This is a genomic window from Sphingomonas adhaesiva (assembly GCF_036946305.1).
GTDB classification, from domain to species: Bacteria; Pseudomonadota; Alphaproteobacteria; order Sphingomonadales; family Sphingomonadaceae; genus Sphingomonas; species Sphingomonas adhaesiva_B.
Genome location: NZ_JAQIJJ010000004.1, coordinates 380117 through 403100, shown reverse-complemented (window position 1 = coordinate 403100; position 22984 = coordinate 380117). Strand labels below are relative to the sequence as shown.

Here is a 22984-nt window from a genome sequence, read left to right as displayed (position 1 = left end):
GTCAGTTGATCGCGCGCCAATTGCTGTCATAAGGTCGCGGATGGACCGGCCCACCGCGACCCGTACCGCAGCCGACATGCGCGAGGCTGCCGCGCTCGATCTGACGGCGTGCGACCGCGAGCCGATCCACATTCCCGGTGCGGTCCAGCCGCATGGCCTGCTGCTGGTCGCCGACCCGCAGACCCGCACGGTGGTGGCGGGCGCGGGCGAGCTGGAGGCGCTGTTCGGCGCAGACTGGCTCGGCTGCTCGCTCGACCTGCTGCTGCAACAGGATGTCGCCGCCCTGGCGGCGGCGGTGTCGGCGGGGCCGGGCGGGACGACGCTGGCGGCGCCGCTGGGGCATTACGACGTCGCGCTGCACCGCGCGGGCGCCTGGCTGCTTGCCGAGCTGGAGCCGGCGGGCGCGGCACGGCGCAGCGCGGCGGAGACGCTGACGTGGCTCGACGCGATCACCGCGGGGCTGGAGCGGACCGGCACGCTGGCATCGCTGTGCGAACGCGCGGCGGCGGCGTTTCGCGCGCTGACCGGGTTCGACCGGGTGATGATCTATCGCTTCCTCGACGACGATGCGGGATGCGTCGTGGCGGAGGATCGCGATCCCGCGCTCGACACCTTCCTGCACCACCATTTCCCGGCCAGCGACATCCCGCGCCAGGCACGCGCGCTGTACGTGCGCAACCGCACCCGCGTGATCCCCGACGTCGACTATGTTCCCGCGCCACTGCGCCCGGCGGGGTTCGAGGCGACCGATCTCAGCGATGCGGCGGTGCGCAGCGTCTCGCCGATCCACCTCCAGTATCTGCGCAACATGGGGGTGGGGGCGTCCGCGTCGATCTCGATCGTCAAGGACGGGCTGCTGTGGGGGCTGGTGGCGTGCCACCATTCGACGCCGCGGCTGATGCCGCGCGACGTGCGCGCGGTCGCCGCCGCGCTCGCCAGCGCGCTGGCGCGGCAGATCCGTGCGCGCGAGGAAGCGGACGATTATCGCGAGCGGCTGGCGCTGCGCAGCGAGGAGGACGTGCTGCGCCCGCTGCTGCTGGCGCCGGGCGCGTCGGCGGACGGCGGGCTGGTGCAGGTGCTGCGGACGCGCGCCGACGACATGCGCCGCATGTTCGATGCCGATGGCTTCGCGGTGGTGCGCGGCGGTGCGGTGCTGGTGGAATCGGGCACGCTGCCGGCGCCCGACGCCTTGGCCGATTTCGCGCGCTGGCTGTCGGCGCGCAACGATGCCGACGCCTTCGCGACGCGCGAGCTGGCGACCGAATGGGCGGATGCGGCGCATTTCGGCGCACATGCCGGCGTGCTGGCGCTGCGCCAGTCCGACGAGGGCGACCTGCTGATCTGGACGCGGATCGAGCATGTCGAGGAAGTCGAATGGGCCGGCAATCCGCACAAGGCGGTGCCGCACGATCCCGACGCCCCGCTGCGCCCGCGCACCTCGTTCGAATCGTGGAGCGAGACGGTGCGGGGACGCTCGCGACGCTGGACGCTGGAGCAGGTGGAGGCCGCACGGCGGCTCCACCGCCTGCTGCGCGAGGCGCGTACCGCGGCGGAGCTGCGCCGGCTGAATCGCGATCTGGAGCGCACCGGCGCGGAAAAGGACGTCGCGCTGGCGCAGAAGGACCTGCTGATGCGCGAGGTCGACCATCGCGTGCAGAACAGCCTGCAACTGGTATCGTCGTTCCTGGCGATCCATGCGCGCGACGCCGGCCCGGGCGCGGTCGCCGACCAGCTGCTGGAGGCCCGCTCGCGCCTGTCGGCGGTCGCGCTGGTCCACCGCCGGCTGTATCGCGACGACCAGATCGAGACGATCCACCTCAGCCGCTATCTGGGCGAGCTGCTGGACGACATGAAGACGTCGCTGGGCGACGACTGGGCGCGCCAGATGAGCGCGAACCTGGCGCCCGTGCTGATCCCGACCGATCGTGCGGTCAATGTCGGGCTGGTGGCGGCGGAACTGGTCATCAACGCGACCAAATACGCCTATCCCGGCGGCACCGGCCCGATCGACGTGGTGCTGGAACAGCACCGCAACAGGCTGCGCCTGGTGGTGGCCGACCGCGGCGTGGGCAAGAGCGGCGACCGCGTCGGCTTCGGCAGCCGGATGATGGCCGCGGTGGTGCAGCGGATCGGCGGCGAGATCGAATATCTGGACAACGGGCCGGGGCTGCGCGCGGTGCTGACGGCGCCGATCGAGGAATAGGGCGGCGAAGTTGATTTGGGGTGCTGTTGCGTTCGGTCGAGCAGGCGTTCGAGCGCGGCGCCAGCGCTAACTTATCCGGATCGGCGGGGAGGCCGCTTCACGCCCACTAGCGGACATTGGGCAGTTGTGTGACCATCGCGAAATGCCGGCCTGCCGTCCCTCGCTGTTATTCTTCATTGCGCTGGCGTCCTGCGCATCCAAGCCGGTCGAACTCGCTGCTGATAGGTGCTGGACTGTAGTTGTTGGCGATAAGGTTGAAGGGACCGCCGTCCTCTTTGCGCACAAGGCCAAAGACGGCTGCATCGAATGCGGAGCTTCGGTGTCCGGGCGCGGATGCCCCGGCGTCGGGTTCGCGACGGGAAATGATGGCGTCGACCGAGCTTACGACCGCATCGTGCAGTCAGCGCGTGAGGATGGGTACGGCAACGTACAAGTCGTCGTACATCTAACAGGCGAGGTTATTCAAAATGGCGCTAAAGGCAGGCCGATGATCCGCGCTCGCCTTTTAGCGGCCAGTCCACGCGACCTCCGCTAATCACGCTCGCTCACCGCAAAGCGGTCAGTCCGCTTCCCACCAAGCCTCGTCATTCCCATCCAGGCGGGAGTTCATTGGCGTTGTTGTCTCGATCCTTGCGAGGACCTGCGCGTCTGGATTCCGGCCTTCGCGGGAATGACGGAGAAGGGGTCAGACAGTAGAATCCCGATAGAGCGCGAACGTCGCCAGCGCACCGTCGATCATCTGCGTATGCCAGTCTGCGTCCTGACCCGCTGCGGCGTTGTCGATCGCGGCGCGGATGGTGCGCCATTGGCCGCCGGGGTGGACCGCGGCGAGATAGGCGTGGGGTAGGTCGGCGGACACCTGTTTCGCCAGCATCGCGCCGCCCAGGCGGGAGCCTTCCACCACGTAGAGCACGCCCCAGCGCGCCGCGTCGCTGTCGATGACGAAGGGCAGCGGCGCGGGCATCGCCTCGCCCAGTTCGGCGAGATCCGCCGCCAGCAGCGGGGTGCGTGGCGCCAGCGTCCGGGCGAAGGGCAGGCCCGCCATCGCCGCCTCCGCCGCGGGCAGCGCGCGGGCGTGCGCGATCAGGAATGCGCGATACGCGACCGCATCCGACAGGTCGTGCGCACCGAAGGCGGCGTCGACCGCATCGTGCGACGCTGCGGTCGTGCGACGGAGTTCGGCCACCGCGGACATCGCCGTCAGTCCAGCCCCTGCTCCAGGAAATGCTCGGCCAGCGCGCAATGCATCGCGACGCCGGTCGCCATCACCTCTTCGTCAATCGTCATCCGCGTGTTGTGGAGCGGCGGGTTGGTGCGCGGGTCGCTGCCCGGCGACGCCACGCCGATGAACGCCATCGCGCCGGGCACGTCGCGCAGCACATAGCTGAAATCCTCGCCCCCCATCATCGGTGCGGGCATGGTGGACCAGCCACGCTGCGAACCGACCTGTGCGGACAAATCGCGCATCAGCCGGGTGGCGCGCGGATCGTTCATCGTGACGGGATAGCCTTCGTCGATGTCGGTTTCCGCGACGCAGCCATGCGCGGCGGCGATGCCCTGCGCGATCTGGTGGAAGGCGGCGCGCATCGCGGTGCGCGTCTCCTCCGACAGCGTGCGCAGCGTGCCCATCAGCTTCACCTCGCCCGGGATGATATTGTGCGAGGAACCGGCGTGGAACTGGGTGATGGTCAGCACCGCGGGATCGGCGACCGGCACGCGGCGCGCGACATGCTGTTGCAGCGCGGTGACGATCGCGCAGGCGACCGGGATCGGATCGACCGCGTCGTGCGGCATCGCGGCATGGCCGCCCTTGCCGCGGATCGTGGCGAGCACAGTATCGGTCGAGGCGAGCAGCGCGCCTTCGCGCCCGACGAAGGTGCCGGCGGGGGCGTTGGGGGTGATGTGGAGCGCGAACGCCGCCTCCGGCCGCGCGATGTCGAGCAGGCCATCGGCGATCATGTGGCGCGCGCCGTGATGACCCTCCTCGCCGGGCTGGAACATGAAGACGACGGTGCCGGACAGGTCCTCGCGCCGCGCGCACAGCGCCCTGGCCGCGCCCGCCAGCATCGCGGTGTGCGCGTCATGGCCGCAGGCGTGCATCGCGCCGCGGATGGTGGAGGCGAAGGGGAGGCCGGTCTCCTCGGTCATCGGCAGCGCGTCCATGTCGCCGCGCAGCAAGACGGTGCGGCCGTTGGAGCCGGCGCCCCCGGTCCGCCCGCCGCGCAGGATGGCGATGAAGCCGGTGGTGCTGGTGCTGTCGTGGATCTCCAGCGGCAGGCCGGCGAGAGCGGCCTTCGCCTTCTGCGTGGTGAGCGGACAGTGGAGGCCGACCTCCGGCTCGGCATGGATGGCGCGGCGCAGCGCGATGACATCGGCCAGCTGCTCGGCGCCGATCGCGCTCCAGTCCGTGCGGGTGGCAAGCGTGGTGGTCATGGGAAACTCCTTCGCGGAGCATTGTAACGCCGGTGTCATGGAGGCGGCAAGGTGGGGGCTAGTGTTCCTGCGACGGCAGGAACCCAGGGCCAAAGACACAACGGGCGTCGGCGCGCGGAACCCTGGGCTCCTGCGTGCGCAGGAGCACGGTGGATGTCAGAGCCGCCGCGCGCTGGTGATCGTGATCGTCGGCGCCAGCATCTGCCCCTTCATCACGCCCTCGCCCGCAGTGGGGGAGGTGGGGGCGACCAGGATGCGGCGGATGACGTCCATCCCCTCCACCACGCGGCCGAACACCGCGAAGCCCGCGTCCGCGCCCTTGGCGTCCATCGAGGTGATGTCGCCCACCACGACGAAGAAGTCGCCCGCCGCGGTGCCGGGCGATGCCATCGCCATCGAGATCGCGCCGTCGGTGTGGCTCAGCCCGGTCTGCGTCGTCGGCTCGTGCCGGATCGCGGGCAAGGTGCGCCGGGGATCGTTGCGGGTGCCGAACTGGACCAGGCCATAGCCGTCGCCGACCTTCACCGCGCGGTAGAAGGCGATGCCGTCGAGCTTCTTCTGATCGACATATTTCAGGAAGTTGGCGGCGGTCACCGGCGCCGCCTTGGCGTCGACGCCGATCACGATCGGGCCAGCGTCGGTGGTCAGGCGGACGCGGGTCAGCGCGACCTGGGGCGCGGGCGTCGCAACCGGGGTGGGGAGCGGCGCAGGAGCGGCGGCGACCTGCGCGACCGTGGCGAGCAGCAGCGCGATCATGCCGCGCCTCGCGCGATCATCACCGGGACGGCGCCCGATTGCGTCCCCGCGATCTGGAGCACGTAGCGCCCGGGGACGAGGCGGAAGTCGACGATCTTGCGGATGCCGCTGCACATCGGACCATGGCCGTGCGCACGCGACGGCAGCGCGCGACCGGCGCGGATCACGTCGATCCACGCCGCCTCGCCCAGCGCGACGCGATAGGTGCCCGCGCGCGCGACCTGGAACAGCGCCAGCCCCGCGGTGCCGCCGGCATCGGTGGTGCGGCCCGGCTGCGCGGCGACGGTGACGCGCTCGACGGGCGCAAGCCGCAGGTCGGTCGCCTGCCCGATCACCAGCACCGGTGCGCTGCGGGTGGAGGTGCCGGCGGCGAGCGCCGTGCGCTGGCTCCAGCGCGCCAGTTCGACGGGGATCGCGGGGCGCACGGTGGCGCAGCGGGGATCGGTCGCGGCATCCTGCGCTGCGGCCAGCGTCGCGGGGAGCAGCAGCAGGGGCAGGAACGGAAGGAGGAAGCGCATGGCGTTCCTCTTACGCGCGGCACGGGATCGCTGCCACCCTTGATGGCAAGCAACGATGGCAACCAACCGCGCGTTGGCCGGTTTTCGCCATGCGGAGCGGCGATGCCGGCATCGTCACGCGCGTGGGAGCAACACGACATGTCCGAAAACGATCAGAACGGCACTGATGGAACGGCGCAACGCGCACGCAGCGCGTTTCAGGAGCATGTGATGGATCCCGCGCGCCGCGCCGGCGAGACGATGCAGGCATCCGGGCGCAAGATGGCGGAGAATTCCTCCACGATCGGCGTCGCGATCATCGATCAGGCGCAGAGCAATGCGCAGGAGGCGTTCGCCGCGATGCGCGCCGCCGCGCAGGCCAAGGATCTGTCCGAGGTAATGCAGATCCAGGGCGATTTCCTGCGTGCGCAGGGCAAGCGATCGATGGATCAGGCGCGCGAGATCGGCGAGCTGATCATGCGCTTCGGCCGCGATGCGGTAACGCCGTCGAAGGCAGAATAGCTCCGCGACGACGGCGCCACCCGCCGCGCGGTCAGGTGGCGACGGTCAGCCCGTCGATACGAAAGCGCGTGACGTCGCCCAGGCGTTCGCACGCCGACACCTTCAGATCGGCGATGACGTGGCCCGGCATCGCCAGGTCGAGCGTGTCGACGCGCGCCAGCCACGCATCGAGCCGCTCGCCAGAGGTGGCGCTGGCGAACAGGCGATGGCGGTCGCCCGCGAAGGTCGCGCTATGCCATTCCACCACGTCGTGGCGCTCGACCGCCAGCATGGTCCCCGCATCCGCCGCCGATCGCGCCAGCGCGCGTTCCAGCCGCGCGGTCACGAGTGCCACTCCGCCCGCGCGGCGGGGTGGATGATCGCGCTGACGCGCTCGATCGTGTGCGGTTTCGGCCGGCGGCCGCGCCGCATGTCCAGCACCAGCCGCGGATCGTTCACCGCGCGCCGCCCGAACGCGGTCGGCGAGACGCCGGTACGATGCAGATAGGTTTCGATTTCCATGAGCAGATCCATTCACGCCTCCGACTCGGCATGTTCTGTTAATGTTCTACTTCGTTCCGCTTGTCTAGGATATTTCCTGCGACTAGGGTGCGCGCATGGTCGATGATCCCCGACAGGCACTGGCCCGTCTCGCGCAGGAGCGCGGGGTCAGCCTGTCCGCGCTGTCGCGGATGCTGGGGCGCAACGTCGCGTATCTTCAGCAATATGTCGGGCGCGGATCGCCGCGCGTGTTGCCCGAGCGCGAACGGCGGATGCTGGCGGATTTCCTGGGGGTGGAGGAGGTCGCGCTGGGCGGCCCGCCGGTGGCGCCCGTGGACGACGTTCAGGTGCCGTGGCTGGCGGTGAGCGCGGCGGCCGGCACCGGGCGGGCCGCTGAGGAGGAGCGGGTGATCCGCACCGTGGCGCTGCCCGCGGCGATGCTGCGGCGGCTGGGCGTCACCGCGGCGCAGGCGTCGATGATCCAGGTGGCCGGAGATTCGATGGTGCCGACGCTGCTCGACGGCGACCGCCTGCTGGTGGACCGCTCGGATCGGCGGGTGCCGCAAGCAGGCGCGCTGTTCGTGATCCGGCGCGATGACGGCGTCGCGGTGAAGCGGCTGGTGCCGCAGGGCAGACAGGTCGCGGTGATCAGCGACAATGCTGCCTATCCCGCGCAGGTCTGCGCCAACGGGGACGTCGAGGTGGTCGGGCGAGCGCGGTTGTTGCTGCGCGAGGTCTGACGGATCCCCCCAACCCTCAGCGTTCGCGCCACCAGATCAGCGCGGCGATCAGGCAGCCGAGTGCCAGGCCCGAGAGGAAGCCGATGGTCGGCTGGCGCGCGACCAGACCGACGATCGTGCCGCCCAGCGCCCCGATCGCGATCGGGAAGCCGCCGGCGGTGGGGTTCTTGGGGGAAGCCATGCGCGCGCCTTTGGCATGGCACAGCGTCCCGCGCCAGTGGGCGCGGTGGAGCGTGCCGTCCGTGCGCCTCTCGCACGTTTTGCCCCCTTCTGCCGCGGCGTGCCAGTCGCTAGAGCCGGGGCATGAAGCCGGATACGGGGCGGCGCGGCACGCTGTTCGGCGTCGCGGCCGGCATGATGATCGTGAGCGCGCCCGCCGCGGGGCAGGGCGTCGCAACGCCTGCGCCTCTTCTCACGCCTGCCGACGCGGACCTCGACCCCGATTCTCCGCTCGCACCACTCCCCGATATCGGCGTCGCCTGGCCCGACCTGTCGGCGCTGCCCGCCACGCCCCCGGCGGCGCAGGCACAGGCGTCGGCGACGGCGGTGATGCGCTACGGCTGGCGGATCGACGGCCTGGACGGAATCGGCTCGCCGTTGCTGCGGCAGCGGTTCGACGAACTTTCCGTGCTGGCCGGCAACGACGGCAAGGACGCCAATGCGGCGCAGCTCGACCGGCGCGCCAGGCAGGATGCGGACCTGCTGCTGACGCTGCTGAAGGCGGAAGGCTATTACGACGCGGCGGTGACGACGGGGGTGGAGCAGGCCGCGGGGAAGCGCCCGACGGTGGTGCTGACCGCGGCACCGGGCGCGCTGTACCGCTTCGCCGGGGTGACCGTCGCGGGGGTGGAGCAGGCGGGGGACAAGGCCGCGCCGCTGCGCGAGGCCTTTGCGGTGAAGACCGGGGATGCGGTCGATGCCGATGCGGTCGCGGCGGCGGATGCGCAGCTGCGGACGCGCGCGGGGGAGATCGGCTTTCCGTTCGCGACGATCGGGGCGCCGGAGATCGTGGTCGATCGCGCGGCGCGCACCGCGACGTTGCAGATGGAGGTGGCGCCGGGCACTGCGCGGCGCTTCGGCACGATCACCGCGAATGCGAACAATCGCGTGTTCGATGCCGCCCATGTGCAGGAGATCGCACGGTTCAGGCCCGGCGATCCCTATGCCGCGTCGCAGGTGGACGACCTGCGCCGTGCGCTGATCCAGACCGGGCTGGTGTCCACCGCGGAGGTGAAGCCGGTGCCCGGCGCGACGCCCGACACGGTGGATATCGCGGTGCGCCTCGCCCCGGCGCCGCCGCGGACGGTCGCGGGCGAACTGGGCTATGGCACGGGCGAGGGCGCGCGCGCGGAACTGAGCTGGACGCACCGCAACCTGTTCCCGCCCGAAGGCGCGCTGACGCTGCGCGGGGTGCTGGGCACGCGCGAACAGCTGGGTCAGGTGACCGTCCGGCGCAACAATTTCCGCGGGCGCGACCGCGTCCTGACCGGGCAATTCGCGGTCGCTCACCTCGTCCGCGACGCGTTCGAGGCCAATACGCTGACGCTGTCGACCACGCTGGAGCGGCAGACCAACATCTTCTTCCAGAAAAAGTGGATCTGGTCGCTGGGCGCCGAGCTGGTGGCGAGCGACGAGCGTGACGTGATCGCCTCCACCGGCGAACCGCGGCGGCGCACCTTCCTGATCGGCGCGCTGCCTGCCAGCCTGGGCTATGACGGGTCGGACGATCTGCTGAACCCCACGCGCGGGTTCCGGCTGGCCGGGCGCGCCAGCCCCGAGCTGTCGCTACAGGGGGCGGTGTTCGGCTATACCCGGATCCAGCTGGACGCGAGCGCGTACCAGCCGCTGACGGACACGGCGGTGGTCGCGGGGCGCATCCGGCTGGGCACGATCCTGGGGGCGCCGCGCGACCAAGTGGCGCCGTCGCGGCGCTTCTATGCCGGGGGCGGCGCGTCGGTGCGCGGCTATGGCTTCCAGTCGATCGGGCCGCGCGATCCCAACAACGATCCGATCGGCGGACGCAGCCTGGCGGAGTTCGGGCTGGAGGCGCGCATCAAGGCGTTCGGCAATTTCGGGATCGTGCCGTTCCTCGATGGCGGCAATATCTACACCGACGGCGTCCCCGACTTCGGCGGCTTCCGCTACGGCGCGGGGCTGGGGGTGCGCTATTATTCCAGCTTCGGGCCGATCCGCGTCGACGTCGGCACGCCGCTGAACCCGCAAACCGGCGATTCGCGCATCGCGGTCTATGTCTCGCTGGGGCAGGCGTTCTGATGCGGGTGCTGCGCTGGCTGGGGATCGCCGTGGCGGCGCTGGTCGCGCTGGTGATCGTGGCGGGCGTGGTGGTGGATACCGACGTCGGCCATCGTATCGTCGCCGATCGCATCGGTGCGCTGCGCCCCGCCAACGGCCTGCGCTTCCGCATCGGGCGGATCGACGGATCGCTGTACGGGCGCGCAATGCTGACCGATGTCAGGGTGTACGATCCGCACGGGCTGGTGCTGTCGGTGCCGCGCGCCGCGCTCGACTGGGCGCCGCTGGCGTGGTGGAACAACCGGCTGGACATCACCTCGCTCGACATCCCCGTCGCCACGCTGGCGAAGCTGCCGCAGCCGCGCGACACCGGGCGCAGCGGGCCGATCCTGCCGTCGTTCGACATCGCCATTGGGCGGCTGGCGATCGATCGGCTGGTGGTGGGGCCGAAGGTGACCGGGGTGGTGCGCGACGGTCGCGTGCGCGCGCGCGCCGACATCCGCGACGGTCATGCGATGGTCGACCTGATCGCGGCGGTGCGCGGCAGCGACCGGGTGGCGATCCGGCTCGACGCGCGGCCCGATGCAGGGCGGTTCGACCTTGACGCGCGGCTGCGTGGTGCCGCGGGGGGCGTGCTGGCAAGGCTGACCGGGCTGAACCGTGCGATCTCGCTCGACATCGGCGGCGATGGCGACTGGCGGTCGTGGCAGGGCCGCGCGGTGGCGGAGGCGGGCGGCGCGCCGCTTGCCGATCTGGCGCTGTCGCAGCGCAGCGGCGACTATACGCTGATCGGCACGATCGAGCCGCATCGCGTGACGCGCGGCAAGCTGCAGAGCCTGACCGCGCGTCGCGTGACGGTGAACGGAGCGGCGACCTTCGCCAACCGCCGGCTGGAGGGGCAGGTGGCGCTGCGCTCCCCGTCGCTGGCGGCGGAGGCGCGCGGCGTGGTCGATCTGGCGCAGAGCCGGTTCGGGAACGTGCGCGTCACCGCGCGGCTGCTGCGGCCGGAGGCGCTGTTCCGCAACATGCGCGCGCGCGACCTGCGGCTGCGCGCGATCCTGGACGGCAATTTTCGTAATTTCCGCTTCGACTATCGGCTGAGCGCGCCGCGCTTCTCGTTCGACCAGACGGGGTTCGAGGGCGCACGGGCGGCGGGGCGCGGGCGGTGGTCGCGTTCGCCGGTCAGCGTGCCGGTGGCGTTCACCGCCGATCGCGTGACGGGCGTGGGCGACGTGGCGGGGGGCATCCTGCGCAACCTGTCGGTGACGGGCGTGCTGCGCGTGACGGCGCGGATGGTGACGGGCGACGACCTGCGGCTGCGCTCCGACAAGCTGACCGGGCGCGTCGGGTTGCAGGTCGACCTGCGCACCGGGCGGTTCGACGTCGCGCTCAACGGCGGGCTGGGGCGCTATCTGATTCCCGGGCTGGGTGTGGTCGACGTCCAGTCGCGGCTGCGCGTGGTGCCGGGGCCGAACGGCAAGGGCACGCGCGTGGTGGGGGGCGGGACGGCGCAGATGCTGCGGCTGGACAATGCCTTCTTCCGCTCGCTGGCGGGCGGGCTGCCGCGGGTCGAGACGCTGCTGGAGCGGACGCCGGACGGCATCCTGCACTTCACCGATTTGCGGCTGACCGCGCCCGAGATCCGGCTGGCGGGTACCGGCTATCGACGGCGCGACGGGACGTTCCATTTCGAGGGCGCGGGGCGGCAGGCGACCTATGGCAACTTGCGGCTGAAGCTGGACGGGCGGATCGAGCGGCCGACGATCGACCTGGTGTTCGACCGGCCCAATCAGGCGATGGGGCTGCGCGACGTGACCGCGCATCTCGATCCCGACCCGCAGGGGTTCGCCTTCACCGCGGCGGGGCAATCGCGGCTGGGGCCGTTCGCCGCCGCGGGGAACATCCTGCTGCCGCCCGGCGGCGGGCAGGCGCGCGTCGTCGTGGCGCAACTGGACGTCAGCGGGACGCGCGCATCGGGGGCGCTGGACATCGTCGACGGCGGGTTCCGCGGGCGGTTGAACATCGCTGGCGGCGGCCTGTCGGGGGCGCTCGACCTCGCCCCGGAAAACGACATGCAGCGGATCGCAGGGCGGATCGAGGCACGCGATGCGCGGGTCGGCACGCTGGGCACGGTACGGCAGGCGCGCGTCGACCTGTCGGTGCTGCTCGACCCCGCAGGTGCGCGGACCGAGGCGACGGTGACCGGCACCGGGCTACGGCGCGGGGCGCTGTCGCTGGCGCGTTTCGCGGGCCATGTGCGGCTGAACGGCGAGGATGGCGAGATCCGCGCCTCGATCGCCGGATCACGCGGCGCGGGGTTCGCGATCCAGACGATCGCGACGCTGGCGGGCGGCACCTATACCGTGCGCGGGCAGGGGCAGGTGGGGCAGCGGCCGATCCGGCTGGAAACGCCCGCGGTGCTGCGGCGCGACGAGGCGGCATGGGTGCTGGCGCCGACGCGGCTGGTGTTCGCTGGCGGCGGCGCGGAGGTGTCCGGGAGGTTCGGCGACGATGCGACGTCGCTGCGCGGCACGCTGTCCAACCTGCCGCTGGCGGTGCTGGACATCGGCTATGCCGGGCTGGGGCTGGGCGGGACCGCCTCGGGCGAGATCGCGCTCGACGTGCGCGACGGTGCGGCGCCGACCGGGCGGACGAACCTGACCATCCGCGGGCTGACGCGGTCCGGGCTGCTGACCTCCTCGACGCCGATCGACCTGGGGGTGGCCGGCGTGCTGACCCCGCAGCAGGCGGGCGTGCGGCTGGTGATGGCGTCGGGCGGGCGCGTGGTGGGGCGCGCGCAGGCGCTGCTGAAGCCGCTCGGGCCGGGCGATGCGGTGGAGCGGCTGACGCGCGCGGGGCTGTTCGCGCAGCTGCGCTACAGCGGGCCGGCGGACACCTTGTGGCGGCTGACGCGGGTCGAGCTGTTCGACCTGTCCGGCCCGGTGGCGATCGCGGCGGACGTGAGCGGGACGGTCGCCAACCCGCAATTGCGCGGCGTGGTGCGCGCGACCGGCGGACGTATCACCAGCGCGGTCACCGGCACGGTGCTGACCAATGTGCGGGCGGAGGGACGGTTCGCCGGCTCGCGCTTGCAGGTGCAGTCGTTCACCGCCGATGCGGGGCGCGGGAAGGTGACCGGCACCGGCGCGTTCGACTTTGCGGGCGGGCGCGGCGTGGCGCTGGACTTGCGGCTGAACGCCGATCGCGCCGCGATGATCGAGCGCGACGATATCGCCGCGACCGTCAGCGGGCCGATCGCGTTCCGCTCCGATGGGGGTGGGGGGCACCATCTCCGGCGATGTGACGCTGGACGCCAGCCGCTATCGGCTGGGGCAGGCGACGGTGGCGAGCGCGGTGCCGCAGCTCAATATCCGCGAAATCAACCTGCCCGACGGCGGCGGGGTGGAGGACGATGACGTCGACGCGCCGTGGAAGCTGGCGATCCATGCCCGCGCGCGCAACGGCCTGATGGTCACCGGGCTGGGGCTGTCGAGCGAATGGTCGACCGATGTCGCGATCGCGGGCACGCCGACCAACCCGGCAATCACCGGCCGCGCCGACCTGGTGCGCGGCGATTACGAGTTCGCGGGCCGCGAGTTCGAGCTGTCGCGCGGCGTGATCCGCTTCGCGGGCGAGGTGCCGGCCAATCCGGCGCTGGATATCGAGGCGAATGCGAACGCCAATGGCGTCAACGCGACGATCCGGGTGACGGGGGTGGCGGCGAAACCGGAGATCGCCTTCACCAGCGTGCCCGCGCTGCCGCAGGACGAATTGCTGTCGCGGCTGCTGTTCGGCACTTCGATCACCAATCTGTCGGCGCCGGAGGCATTGCAGCTCGCCTCCGCGGTGGCGGCGTTGCAGAACGGAGGCAACGGGTTGAGCCCGATCAACGCGGTGCGGCGCGCGGCAGGGCTGGATCGGCTCCGCATCCTGCCCGCCGATGCGCAGACCGGTCAGGGGACGTCGATCGCGGCGGGCAAATATGTGACGCGACGGGTCTATGCGGAGATCATCACCGATGGTCAGGGTTATTCGGCGACGCGGGTGGAGTTCCAGGTGACGCGCTGGCTGTCGCTGCTGTCGTCGATCTCGACGCTGGGGCGGCAGAGCGGGAACGTGCGCGTGTCGCGGGATTATTGAGGGGGGTGTGGGGGTGAAGATAGTTAAGCCCCTCCCCTTCAGGGGAGGGGTTGGGGTGGGGGAGGTCTCATCGAGACTTTCGCTCGTGACTGCCTCCGGCGGACTGCTCCACCCCTAACCCCTCCCCTGAAGGGGAGGGGGAGTTCAGATCAGACCATTTCCTTCAGCGGCACGCTTGCATCCGCCAGTCTCTCCGCCGCGACCTGCGCGCGGTTCACCACCAGTGCCCGGCCCTGCACGTAATCCTTGGTCGCATTGACGCAATCGAGCGCGATCACCGTGCCCGCCTTCAGATACACCAGCGAGAAACTGCGCGTCGCGGGATCGCCGCGCAGCACCGCCGCGTCATGGCCGGTCGACAGGCCGACCGTCTGGAGCTTCAGGTCGTACTGGTTGGACCAGAACCACGGCACCGCATCATACGCCTCTTCCGCGCCGGTCAGCGCCTTGGCGACGATATTGGCCTGGTCGTTGGCGTTCTGCACCGATTCCAGCCGGATCTCGGCACCATCGGCAAAGCCGTTGGCGTGGAGTGCGCAGTCGCCGATCGCAAAGACGTCCGGCAGCGAGGTGCGGCACATCGCGTCGACCGCCACGCCATTGCCGCCCGCCGCCCCGGCCGCCAGCAGCGGCGCGACCGCAGGCACGATGCCGATGCCGACGATCACCATCTGGCAGTCCAGCACCTCGCCATCCGCCAGCCGCACGCCGGTGGCGCGTCCGTCCGTCTCCAGGATGCAGTCGACCGCGGCGCCCAGCCGGACGTCGACGCCATGCGTGCGATGCTCCGCCTCGTAGAAGCGCGACAGCGGCTCGCCCGCGACGCGGGCCAGCACGCGCGGCAGCGCCTCCAGCAGCGTGACGTGCTTGCCCAGCTTGGTGAGGACCGCAGCCGCCTCCAGTCCGATATAGCCGCCGCCGATGACGACGACGCGGGTCGTCGCCGGCAGTTCGTCCATCAGCCGGTCGACATCGGCGCGGGTGCGCACGCCATGCACCCCGGTCAGGTCGTGCCCGGTACAGGTCAGCCGCCGCGGGCTGCCGCCGGTGGCCCAGATCAGCGTGCCGTACTCGATCGCCTCGCCCGACGCGGTCGTCACCCGATGCGCGGCGGCGTCGACCGCATCGATGCGGGTGCCGGGCAGCATCGTCACCTGCTTGTCGGTCCAGAAGGCGGCGGGGCGCAGCAGGATGCGCTCGAACGGCTTGTCGCGCGCGAGATATTCCTTGGAGAGCGGGGGGCGCTCATAGGGCAGTTCGGGTTCGTCGCCGATCAGTGCGATCGTCCCCTCGAACTTGCGCTGGCGCAGGCCGATCGCGGCCTGTGCGCCGGCATGGCCTGCCCCCACGATCACTACGTCGAATTGCTGCATCCGCTCGTTCCCCCTCGTGCGCGGGCGATGCACCAGCCGCGCTTCGTCTTCAATAGGGGGGTGCGTCGGTTGCGCGCTGCGCCGCGGCGGCCTGTGCCCACCACAGCAGGTCCTTCGCGAAGCGGGGGAAGGCGCGTTCCAGCGCGGCGCCCGCCTCGCCGGTCGGTTGCGCCTCGGCATCCAGCGTCGCCGCGATCGGGCCGACCGTCAGCGAGCTGGAGATCACCGGCATCCGCATTTCCGGCAGGATCGCATGCCAGATCGAATTGGCGCGCGCGCCCGACAGCCGCCCGGCGGAATAGCTGGCGATCGCCGCGGGGCGCCAGAACCATTCCTCCAGGAAATGGTCGGTCAGGTTCTTCAACCCCGGCTGCGGCCCCCAATTATATTCGCCGGTGACGAAGACGAAGGCGTCGGCGGTGCGGATCTGTTCGGCCAGCGCCTCCATCGCCGGCGGCGCGGCGCCTTTGTCATGCTCCTTGTACATGCGATCCAGCATCGGCAGCCCGATCGCCTTGGCATCGATCAGCGCGGCCTCGTGCCCCAGCGCGGCGAAGCGGTCGGTCAGGAAGCGGGCGAGGCGGATGCCCATGCGATCGGCCCGGTACGAGCCATAGAGGATGAGGATGCGCATCGCCGCCTCTTGCCGCACGCCACGGCCCCGGTAAACCGATCGCGGCGCGAACCTGCGCCACGGGGGAGAGAGATGGCGACCGCCAGCGATACGCATTTGGACGAGCCGAGCGGCGCCGACATCAAGCTGGTGATCTCCGCCTCCGCGCTGGGCACCGTGTTCGAATGGTACGATTTCTTTATCTACGGCACGCTGGCGGCGTCCGGGATCATCGGGCGCGCCTTCTTCCCGGCGGGGAACGAGACGGTGCAGACGCTGCTCGCCTGGGCCGGCTTTGCGGTGGGGTTCGGGTTTCGGCCGCTGGGTGCGGTGCTGTTCGGCTATCTGGGCGACCGGCTGGGACGGAAATACACCTTCCTGGTCACGATCACGCTGATGGGGATCGCCACCGCGGGCGTGGGACTGACCCCGGCGGCGGCGACGATCGGCTTCGCTGCGCCCGCGATCGTGCTGCTGCTGCGGGTCGCGCAGGGGCTGGCGCTGGGCGGCGAATATGGCGGGGCGGCGATCTATGTCGCGGAGCATTCGCCGAAGAAGCGCGCCGGCTTCTACACCAGTTTCATCCAGGCGGGCGTGGTCGGCGGCTTCCTGCTGAGCCTCGCCGTCATCCTGCTGGTGAAAGCAATGATGTCGGCGGAGGCGTGGTCGGCATGGGGCTGGCGCGTGCCGTTCGTCTTCTCGATCGTGCTGCTCGCGATCTCGTTGTGGATGCGCCTGAAGCTGTCCGAAAGCCCCGTGTTCCAGAAGATGCGCGCCGCGGGCGAGCGGGTGGCGAACCCGATCAAGGCCAGCTTCACCTATCCCGGCAATCTGAAGCGGATGGTGGTCGCGCTGTTCGGCATCGCCGCGGGGCTGACGGTGATCTGGTACACCGCGATGTTCACGGTGCTGTCGTTCCTGCAAACCACGATGCGGGTTCAGGAGACGCTGGCGCAGGTCATCACCGGGGTGGGCGTGGCGGCGGGGGTCGGCTGGTTCCTGCTGTTCGGGCATCTGTCCGACAAGGTGGGGCGCAAGAAGCCGATCGTGATCGGCTATGTGCTGACGTTGGTGTTCCTGTTCCCGATCTTCTGGCTGATGGGGAGCGCGGCCAATCCGGCGCTGGCGCGCGCGGCGGAGACGCAGCCGGTCGTCGTCTATGGCACCGCGTGCACCTACAGCCCGTTCGAGAAGACGCAGGCGACGCCGTGCGGCAAGCTGCTCGACCATCTGTCGAAGAAGGGCGTGCCCTATTCGGTCGCGGCGGCACCCGACACCTATGTCGCGATCGGGTCGGGCGGCGAGCGGGTGACGACCCCGGAGCGGCTGGACGCGGCATTGACGCGCGCGGGCTACGACCTGACGCCGGTGGTGCCGTCGGCGGCGAACATCGCGCTGATCCTGGTCGCGATCGTCGCCATGTCGCTGCTGTCGGGGATCACCTATGGCCCGGTGGCGGCGCTGCTGAGCGAGATGTTCCCGCCTGCGATCCGCTATTCCTCGCTGTCGATCCCCTATCATCTCGGGACCGGCTATTTCGGCGGATTCCTGCCCTTCATCAGCCAGTATATCGTCGCCAAGACCGGCGATCCCTATGCCGGGCTGTGGTACACCTGGTGGGTGGTGGTGCTGGCGCTGGTCGTCACGGTTATAGGGCTGCGCGAGCATCGAGAGGGTGCCGCGGTGGCGTGAGGCGGCATGACGCGCTAACCGGCGGGGCATGTCCGATACGCCCCACCGCCCCCCTCATCGCTCCCCTCATCGCCTGCGCCTGTCCTCCGACACGCTGACCGCCAACTGGCGCGCGCTGGCGGCGATGAGCGGCACGGCGGCGTGTGGTGCGGCGGTGAAGGCGGATGGATACGGACTGGGCGCGCGGGCGGTGGCGACGCGGCTGGTGGCGGCGGGGGTGCCGCGACCTGTTCGTCGCGACCTGGGCCGAGGCGGCCGGGGTCGCCGGGCTGGGCGCGCGCGTGTCGGTGCTCCACGGGGTGCGCGCGGACGACCTGCCGCTGGTCGGTGCCGACGACGTTCGCCCGGTGCTCAACACCCCGCAGCAGGTGGCGCGCTGGCGCGAGGCGGGCGGCGGGCGAGCGTGCGACGTGATGGTCGACACGGGGATGAACCGCTTGGGCATCGCGGCGGAGGACATCGCCGCGGGGCTGCTCGACGGCGTCGCGGTCGATACGCTGCTGAGCCATCTCGCCTGTGCCGACGAACCCGGGCACGCGTTGAACGATCGCCAGCGCATGCGGTTCGCCGCGCTCGCCGGGCGGACACGGGCGGCGCGGATGAGCCTCGCCAACTCGGCCGGGATCGCGCTGGGGCACGATTATGCCTTCGATCTGACGCGGCCGGGGCTGGCGCTGTACGGCGGGTTGCCGGTGGCCGCGCTGGCCGATCGCGTCCGCCCGGTCGCGACGATCGCAGCGGACGTGCTGCAACGCCGCACGGTGCGCGCCGGCGAGACGGTGGGGTATAATGCGACGTGGCGCGCGCCCCGCGACACAGCGGTGGCGATCGTCAACCTGGGCTATGCCGATGGTTATTGGCGCGGCTTTTCCGATCGCGGGCGCGCGATGGCCGGCGACGCGCTGCTGCCGGTGATCGGGCGCGTGTCGATGGATCTGGTGGCACTGGACGTCACCGGCGCGGACGTGGCGGAGGGCGACGAGGTGGCGTTCGACCCCGACCTGCCCCGCGCCGCGGCGGCGAGCGGGATGAGCCAGTACGAACTGCTGACCGGCCTGGGCCAACGCTTCGCGCGGGTGTGGGAATGACGAAAAGGGGCCGCTTCCGAAGGAAGCGGCCCCGAGACTTGTCTGACTGGCGGCTGGATCAGAACTTCGCGCGGATGCCCGCGTAGAAGCGGCGGCCGAACACGTCATAGACATCGGCCTGCGTTTCCGTGCCGGTGATCGAGTTGGAGAACGGCGGGTTCGGCAGGTACGGCGGCTGCTTGTCGAAGATATTGTCGACGCCGACGTAGAAGCCGAACTTCTTGTCGGTGCCGCCGTCCCAGCGCAGCTGCAGATCATGGTACGAATAGGCCGGGATGCGGTTCAGCGCCTCGATCGCCGCATTGCTGTTCGTGAAGGTCACGCTGGACACCGCCGGGCTCAGATAGTTCGCCTGCCAGGTGGCGGAGAACCCGCCGTCCACCGTATAGGTCAGGCGGCCGAACACGCGATGCTTGTGGAGACCCGACCCAGCCGTGCCGCGGTTCTCGACCACCGCAGCGGCGGGATTGGCCTGCGTCTTGTAGCGCAGCAGCATCGTATAATAGACCGACAGGTCGATGCGGTCGCCGTTGAAGACGCCGGCGCCGTAGCGTGCCTGGAAGTCGATACCGTCCGTCTTCGTCTGCGCGACGTTGATGAGCGTCCCGTTCACCGTCGCGATGCGGCCGTCGGCGCCGCGGATGACCTGCGAACAGAACACCGGGTCGTTCGACTGGAGGCACTGCTGCACGGTGAACTGGCGACCCAGGGTCGCGATCGCGCCGTCCAGCTTGATGTTGTAATAGTCGACCGTCAGGCTGAACCCGGGCAGGAAGCGCGGCGTGAGCACGCCACCCAGCGTCAGGGTGTTCGCGGTTTCCTCGGCCAGGCCGGGGTTGCCGCCGACGAAGCCGTTGATCGCCTGCTGCTGCGCCAGCGAATAGTTGAACGTTCCGCCGTTGGCTACCGCCGCCTGAACCGCGGGAAGGCGACGGCAGGCATCGCCGAACCCACCCGGGAACGTCGCACTGACGCCAGGATTGTTCGTCGCGGTGACGCCGTTGCATGGGTCGGTGATCGTCGCGAACGTTTCGTTGGCGGCCTGGAACAGCTCCGAGACGTTCGGCGCGCGATTGGCGCGTGCATAGACGCCGCGGAACTTGAGCCCGTCGACCGGCTCGAACTCGGCGCCGGCGTTCCAGCTGACGACGCTGCCGACCGTCGAGTAATCGGAGTAGCGGACTGCGCCGATCAACCCCAGATATTTCACGAAGCTGTCGCGGATCAGCGGCAGGTTGACCTCGCCATAAGCTTCCCAGACGTCGAACTCGCCGGCCAGATCCTGCGTCAGGTTGCCGATGTTGAGGCCGGCGTTGGTCAGTGCATCATTATCGCTCGACGCCTTCTCCTTGCGATATTCGGCGCCGACCGCGATGCCGACGTCGCCCGCCCACAGCGAGAAGGGCGAGCCGGACAGGTTGACCGTGGCGACATGCTGCTGGTTGACGACGCGCAGGCTGCGCGGGATCGGAGAGACGACATAGGCCGACGCCTCCGGGCTGGCCGAATTGGCGCCGAAGATGTTCAGCGGGCGGCAGCCGGCCGCACGCGCCGCCTCGCTGCGGCACACGAACTGGCCGTTCACGGAAACGACGTCGAGCGCCTCCGCGATGCGGCTCTTGATCGCCGTTTCGCTGGCCGTGTAGTCTTGGAACCGGCCAAAGACGTAGCTGGCGTCATAGCGCCACCCACCGCCGACATCGCCCCGGATCCCGCCGGCGAAGCGCAGCGTGTCGCGGTCGTTGACGTTGCTGCGATCGAACACTTCGTTGAAGCGGCGACGTGCGGTGATGCCGACGATGTCGTTCGTCGGATCGGCATCGCTGTTCCGTGCCGCGATGATCGCCTGCACCGGTGCCGGAATGAACGGGTTGGTGATCGCGATCGACGAGGTAACGTCGGTGCTGGGCAGCGCCGAACCGATGCTGATCGCCGAGGGTTCGAGCGAGGAGCGCGACTTCACCTTGTTGTAATTCGTTTCAAGGAACAGCGTCGCTGCCGGGCTGATCTCGAACGTGGTGTTGAACGCGGCCATGTAGCGCTCGACCGGCACGCTGATGAAGCGCTCCGCGTTGCGGTTGAACCCCGGTCCGGTGCCGAAGATCAGGTTGTTCGTACCGTCGAAACTGAAGCTCGACGTATTGATGTTGGTCGTCGGCGTCGCGCCGGTGCCGCGGACGTCGTAATAGAACTGCCCCTGCGGACCGAAGACGCTGTACGATGCCGGGCCGCAGATGATGCCGGCCGCATTGCCGAGCGGCGTGCCGCAATCCTCCGCCGAGCGCGCGCGCGCGTTGGAGCGCAGCCCCTGATCGCGATCGTAGGTGAGGTTGCCGATCATCTTCCAGCGACCATCGGCAAGCGTGCTGCCGCCCGTCAGCGTCACGAGATAGCGGCCGTTGTCGCCCTGTTCCGTCACGCCGGACTGGGCGCGCAGCTGCACGCCGTCGAAGCTGTCGCGCATGATGAAGTTGACGACGCCCGCGATCGCGTCGGACCCATAGACCGAGGAGGCGCCGCCGGTGACGACGTCGATACGCTGGATGAAGTCGGTCGGGATGTTGTTGACGTCGACCGTCGACTGGCCTGCAAAGCCCGCGACGTAGCGGCGCCCGTTGACCAGCGTGAGCGTCCGGTTGTTGCCGAGCGACCGGAGGTTGAGCGTCGCGGTGCCGTTGCCCGAGGTGTTGAAGTTGGAGTTGGTGCGGCTGGTACCCACGCCGAATTGCGGCAGCTGGTTCAGCGTGTCCTGGATGTTCAGTGCGGCGTCCGCCTGGATATCCGCGGCGCCCACGACCGCCACCGGAACCGATCCCGTGAGATCAGGACGCGCGATGCGCGAACCAGTGACGACGATATCGTCTGGCGTGCCGGCCTGTGCGGCGGGCAATGCGGTGTCGTCCTGCGACTGCGCCGATGCGTGGGGAGCGAGCACGAGCGTGCCCATGAGCGCCGAAGCGCCAAAAGGATGTTCAATTTCATCAGACCCTCGATGAATGGCGGGATGCCGTTCATCGGAAAGACAGGTTTCGCGCCCCGCTTGGCAAGAGCGTCGGCAGCGAATGTGACAATTTCCGGAAAGAGTGTTGCAATCCGGTAACGAAAATAGAAATGATTTGAAATATTTAGATATTTCCGTTGCTATTTTGCCGCTGCCAGCCAGTCCAACAGCGGATTCCACAGCTGTTCGCGCGCCCGCCCGCCGACGATCATGCCGACATGGCCCGCCCCCAGGTCGCGGCGATCGGGCAGCTCGATTGCGGTTGCGGCGGGCACGATGCGGTCGCTGAGCGAGACGAACTCGACCGTCGGACAGCGCAGCGCCAGCGGATCGATCGTGCGGCCCGCGACCTGCCAGGTGCCGGTGCCGGGGCGGTCCTCTGCCAGCAGCGCGTCGAACATCTCCGCGCCGGCGGCATAGGTGAGGGGCGCGCCGGCATTGGCCCAGTCCTCCAGCGCGACGAACAGGCGCGCGGCGTCATCGTCGGCGATGGCGAACGCCTCGTACTTGGCGACCGTGCGTGCGGGGTCGAGGCGCCAGAAGGCGGTCTGGAGCACCTCCATTGGCAGCACCCCCATCGCGCGGCAGGCCGGCTCCACCTGCGCCCACAGCGAGGCCATCGCCGCGCGCGCGGCGTCGCCATAGCCGGCGAAGCGCCACGGCGCGGCGATCGTGGCGACGCCGGCGACCCGATCCTCCAGCAACGCCGCGGCGGCGAGCGCGAGCGTGCCGCCGAGGCAATAGCCGACCAGCAGCACCGGCCCGTCGAGCTTTCGCAGCATCGGCACCAGCCGTTCCGCGACATGGCCGGCGAGGTCGAGCCCGGCATCCTGCGGACGCGGCGTGCCCCAGTCGACCAGCCAGGCGTGGAAGCCGGCCTGCGCCGCATGCTCGACCAGCGACCGGCCGGGCGCCAGATCCAGCACGAACGGCGGGTTGATGAGCGAGGGCACGAACACCAGCGTGGGTCCGGTGCCGCCATGGTCGCGCAATCGCGCCGCACCCTTGCGGATGCGTGCCGGTTTGGGACGGCGGCGGGTGCGCGGTGCCTCCTGATAGCGGCGCAGCCCGGCCAGCGCGGCGGCGGCGCGGTCGGGCGATGCTGCGGTTTCGCTGCGCAGCATATCGAGGAACAGCGGTAGCGGACGGGGGCCGTGTTGCGACGCGGAATTTTGTGCGATACCGCATGGATG

Annotated in this window: 16 protein-coding genes and 2 pseudogenes; 7 read left to right on the top strand and 11 right to left on the bottom strand. The window is 70.1% G+C overall.

The features are described from left to right. The first annotated feature begins 40 nt into the window (after nt 1-40). Nucleotides 41-2203: a histidine kinase dimerization/phosphoacceptor domain -containing protein gene (locus PGN14_RS08255; RefSeq protein WP_335299010.1), complete on the top strand. Its 2163-nt coding sequence runs from the start codon at nt 41-43 to the stop codon at nt 2201-2203. A gap of 685 nt (nt 2204-2888) precedes the next feature. Here the strand turns inward: PGN14_RS08255 and PGN14_RS08250 are convergent. The 4 genes from PGN14_RS08250 to PGN14_RS08235 all read right to left on the bottom strand — a co-directional run bounded on the left by PGN14_RS08250 (nt 2889) and on the right by PGN14_RS08235 (nt 5910). Continuing rightward, nucleotides 2889-3398 carry a biliverdin-producing heme oxygenase gene (locus PGN14_RS08250; RefSeq protein WP_335299009.1) on the bottom strand — a complete coding sequence of 170 codons (510 nt, stop codon included), beginning with the start codon at nt 3396-3398 and terminating at the stop codon, nt 2889-2891. Nucleotides 3399-3403: 5 nt separating this feature from the next. After that, nucleotides 3404-4636 carry a M20 metallopeptidase family protein gene (locus PGN14_RS08245; protein WP_335299008.1) on the bottom strand — a complete coding sequence of 411 codons (1233 nt, stop codon included), beginning with the start codon at nt 4634-4636 and terminating at the stop codon, nt 3404-3406. Between the two features lie 156 nt (nt 4637-4792). Then, a complete protein-coding gene (locus PGN14_RS08240) occupies nt 4793-5392 on the bottom strand; it encodes a peptidylprolyl isomerase (RefSeq protein WP_335299007.1) in 600 nt (199 codons plus the stop codon). Next, nucleotides 5389-5910 carry a hypothetical protein gene (locus PGN14_RS08235; protein ID WP_335299006.1) on the bottom strand — a complete coding sequence of 174 codons (522 nt, stop codon included), beginning with the start codon at nt 5908-5910 and terminating at the stop codon, nt 5389-5391. Before PGN14_RS08235 ends, PGN14_RS08240 begins: the two co-directional genes overlap by 4 nt. A 138-nt stretch (nt 5911-6048) precedes the next feature. Between PGN14_RS08235 and PGN14_RS08230 the strand changes: the two genes are divergently transcribed. Further along, on the top strand, nt 6049-6411 hold the full coding sequence (locus tag PGN14_RS08230; RefSeq protein WP_335299005.1) for a phasin family protein: 363 nt from the start codon (nt 6049-6051) through the stop codon (nt 6409-6411). A gap of 31 nt (nt 6412-6442) precedes the next feature. Here PGN14_RS08230 and PGN14_RS08225 read toward each other — a convergent pair whose 3' ends face one another. Both PGN14_RS08225 and PGN14_RS08220 read right to left on the bottom strand, forming a co-directional pair. Next, the gene (locus PGN14_RS08225; RefSeq protein WP_335299004.1) at nt 6443-6745 is read right to left on the bottom strand and encodes a hypothetical protein; all 303 of its coding nucleotides are present in this window, start codon (nt 6743-6745) and stop codon (nt 6443-6445) included. Further along, on the bottom strand, nt 6733-6924 hold the full coding sequence (locus PGN14_RS08220) for a hypothetical protein (protein ID WP_335299003.1): 192 nt from the start codon (nt 6922-6924) through the stop codon (nt 6733-6735). Before PGN14_RS08220 ends, PGN14_RS08225 begins: the two co-directional genes overlap by 13 nt. Before the next feature lie 83 nt (nt 6925-7007). Between PGN14_RS08220 and PGN14_RS08215 the strand changes: the two genes are divergently transcribed. Continuing rightward, nucleotides 7008-7631, top strand: a complete 624-nt coding sequence (locus PGN14_RS08215) for a S24 family peptidase (protein ID WP_335299002.1) — start codon at nt 7008-7010, stop codon at nt 7629-7631. A 16-nt stretch (nt 7632-7647) separates the two neighbouring features. Here PGN14_RS08215 and PGN14_RS08210 read toward each other — a convergent pair whose 3' ends face one another. Next, a complete protein-coding gene (locus tag PGN14_RS08210; RefSeq protein WP_335299001.1) occupies nt 7648-7812 on the bottom strand; it encodes a hypothetical protein in 165 nt (54 codons plus the stop codon). A 122-nt stretch (nt 7813-7934) separates the two neighbouring features. Here PGN14_RS08210 and PGN14_RS08205 point away from each other — a divergent pair, with 122 nt between their 5' ends. Then, nucleotides 7935-9905: an autotransporter assembly complex protein TamA gene (locus PGN14_RS08205; protein ID WP_335299000.1), complete on the top strand. Its 1971-nt coding sequence runs from the start codon at nt 7935-7937 to the stop codon at nt 9903-9905. Beyond that, nucleotides 9905-14024, top strand: a pseudogene (locus tag PGN14_RS08200) (translocation/assembly module TamB domain-containing protein). The gene PGN14_RS08205 and the pseudogene PGN14_RS08200 overlap by 1 nt, the downstream one beginning before the upstream one ends. A 149-nt stretch (nt 14025-14173) precedes the next feature. Here PGN14_RS08200 and PGN14_RS08190 read toward each other — a convergent pair. Next, a complete protein-coding gene (locus PGN14_RS08190; protein ID WP_335298997.1) occupies nt 14174-15397 on the bottom strand; it encodes an NAD(P)/FAD-dependent oxidoreductase in 1224 nt (407 codons plus the stop codon). A 49-nt stretch (nt 15398-15446) separates the two neighbouring features. Beyond that, a complete protein-coding gene (locus PGN14_RS08185) occupies nt 15447-16031 on the bottom strand; it encodes an NADPH-dependent FMN reductase (protein ID WP_335298996.1) in 585 nt (194 codons plus the stop codon). A gap of 72 nt (nt 16032-16103) precedes the next feature. Here PGN14_RS08185 and PGN14_RS08180 point away from each other — a divergent pair, with 72 nt between their 5' ends. Next, nucleotides 16104-17702, top strand: a complete 1599-nt coding sequence (locus tag PGN14_RS08180; protein ID WP_335298995.1) for an MFS transporter — start codon at nt 16104-16106, stop codon at nt 17700-17702. Nucleotides 17703-17730: 28 nt separating this feature from the next. After that, nucleotides 17731-18790, top strand: a pseudogene (alr, locus tag PGN14_RS08175) (alanine racemase). A gap of 58 nt (nt 18791-18848) precedes the next feature. Here the strand turns inward: alr and PGN14_RS08170 are convergent. Next, nucleotides 18849-21725 carry a TonB-dependent receptor domain-containing protein gene (locus PGN14_RS08170; protein ID WP_335298994.1) on the bottom strand — a complete coding sequence of 959 codons (2877 nt, stop codon included), beginning with the start codon at nt 21723-21725 and terminating at the stop codon, nt 18849-18851. A 206-nt stretch (nt 21726-21931) separates the two neighbouring features. Next, on the bottom strand, nt 21932-22915 hold the full coding sequence (locus PGN14_RS08165; RefSeq protein WP_335298992.1) for an alpha/beta fold hydrolase: 984 nt from the start codon (nt 22913-22915) through the stop codon (nt 21932-21934). Between the last annotated feature and the right edge of the window lie 69 nt (nt 22916-22984).

Excerpts from the sequence above, each read along its gene's own strand:
- PGN14_RS08190 (WP_335298997.1), bottom strand. The coding sequence starts at position 15,397 with ATGCAGCAATTCGACGTAGTGATCGTGGGGGCAGGCCATGCCGGCGCA.
- PGN14_RS08180 (WP_335298995.1), top strand. The coding sequence starts at position 16,104 with ATGGCGACCGCCAGCGATACGCATTTGGACGAGCCGAGCGGCGCCGAC.
- PGN14_RS08165 (WP_335298992.1), bottom strand. The coding sequence starts at position 22,915 with ATGCTGCGCAGCGAAACCGCAGCATCGCCCGACCGCGCCGCCGCCGCG.
- PGN14_RS08235 (WP_335299006.1), bottom strand. The coding sequence starts at position 5,910 with ATGCGCTTCCTCCTTCCGTTCCTGCCCCTGCTGCTGCTCCCCGCGACG.
- PGN14_RS08185 (WP_335298996.1), bottom strand. The coding sequence starts at position 16,031 with ATGCGCATCCTCATCCTCTATGGCTCGTACCGGGCCGATCGCATGGGC.
- PGN14_RS08245 (WP_335299008.1), bottom strand. The coding sequence starts at position 4,636 with ATGACCACCACGCTTGCCACCCGCACGGACTGGAGCGCGATCGGCGCC.
- PGN14_RS08215 (WP_335299002.1), top strand. The coding sequence starts at position 7,008 with ATGGTCGATGATCCCCGACAGGCACTGGCCCGTCTCGCGCAGGAGCGC.
- PGN14_RS08230 (WP_335299005.1), top strand. The coding sequence starts at position 6,049 with ATGTCCGAAAACGATCAGAACGGCACTGATGGAACGGCGCAACGCGCA.
- PGN14_RS08205 (WP_335299000.1), top strand. The coding sequence starts at position 7,935 with ATGAAGCCGGATACGGGGCGGCGCGGCACGCTGTTCGGCGTCGCGGCC.
- PGN14_RS08240 (WP_335299007.1), bottom strand. The coding sequence starts at position 5,392 with ATGATCGCGCTGCTGCTCGCCACGGTCGCGCAGGTCGCCGCCGCTCCT.
- PGN14_RS08210 (WP_335299001.1), bottom strand. The coding sequence starts at position 7,812 with ATGGCTTCCCCCAAGAACCCCACCGCCGGCGGCTTCCCGATCGCGATC.
- PGN14_RS08220 (WP_335299003.1), bottom strand. The coding sequence starts at position 6,924 with ATGGATCTGCTCATGGAAATCGAAACCTATCTGCATCGTACCGGCGTC.
- PGN14_RS08250 (WP_335299009.1), bottom strand. The coding sequence starts at position 3,398 with ATGTCCGCGGTGGCCGAACTCCGTCGCACGACCGCAGCGTCGCACGAT.
- PGN14_RS08255 (WP_335299010.1), top strand. The coding sequence starts at position 41 with ATGGACCGGCCCACCGCGACCCGTACCGCAGCCGACATGCGCGAGGCT.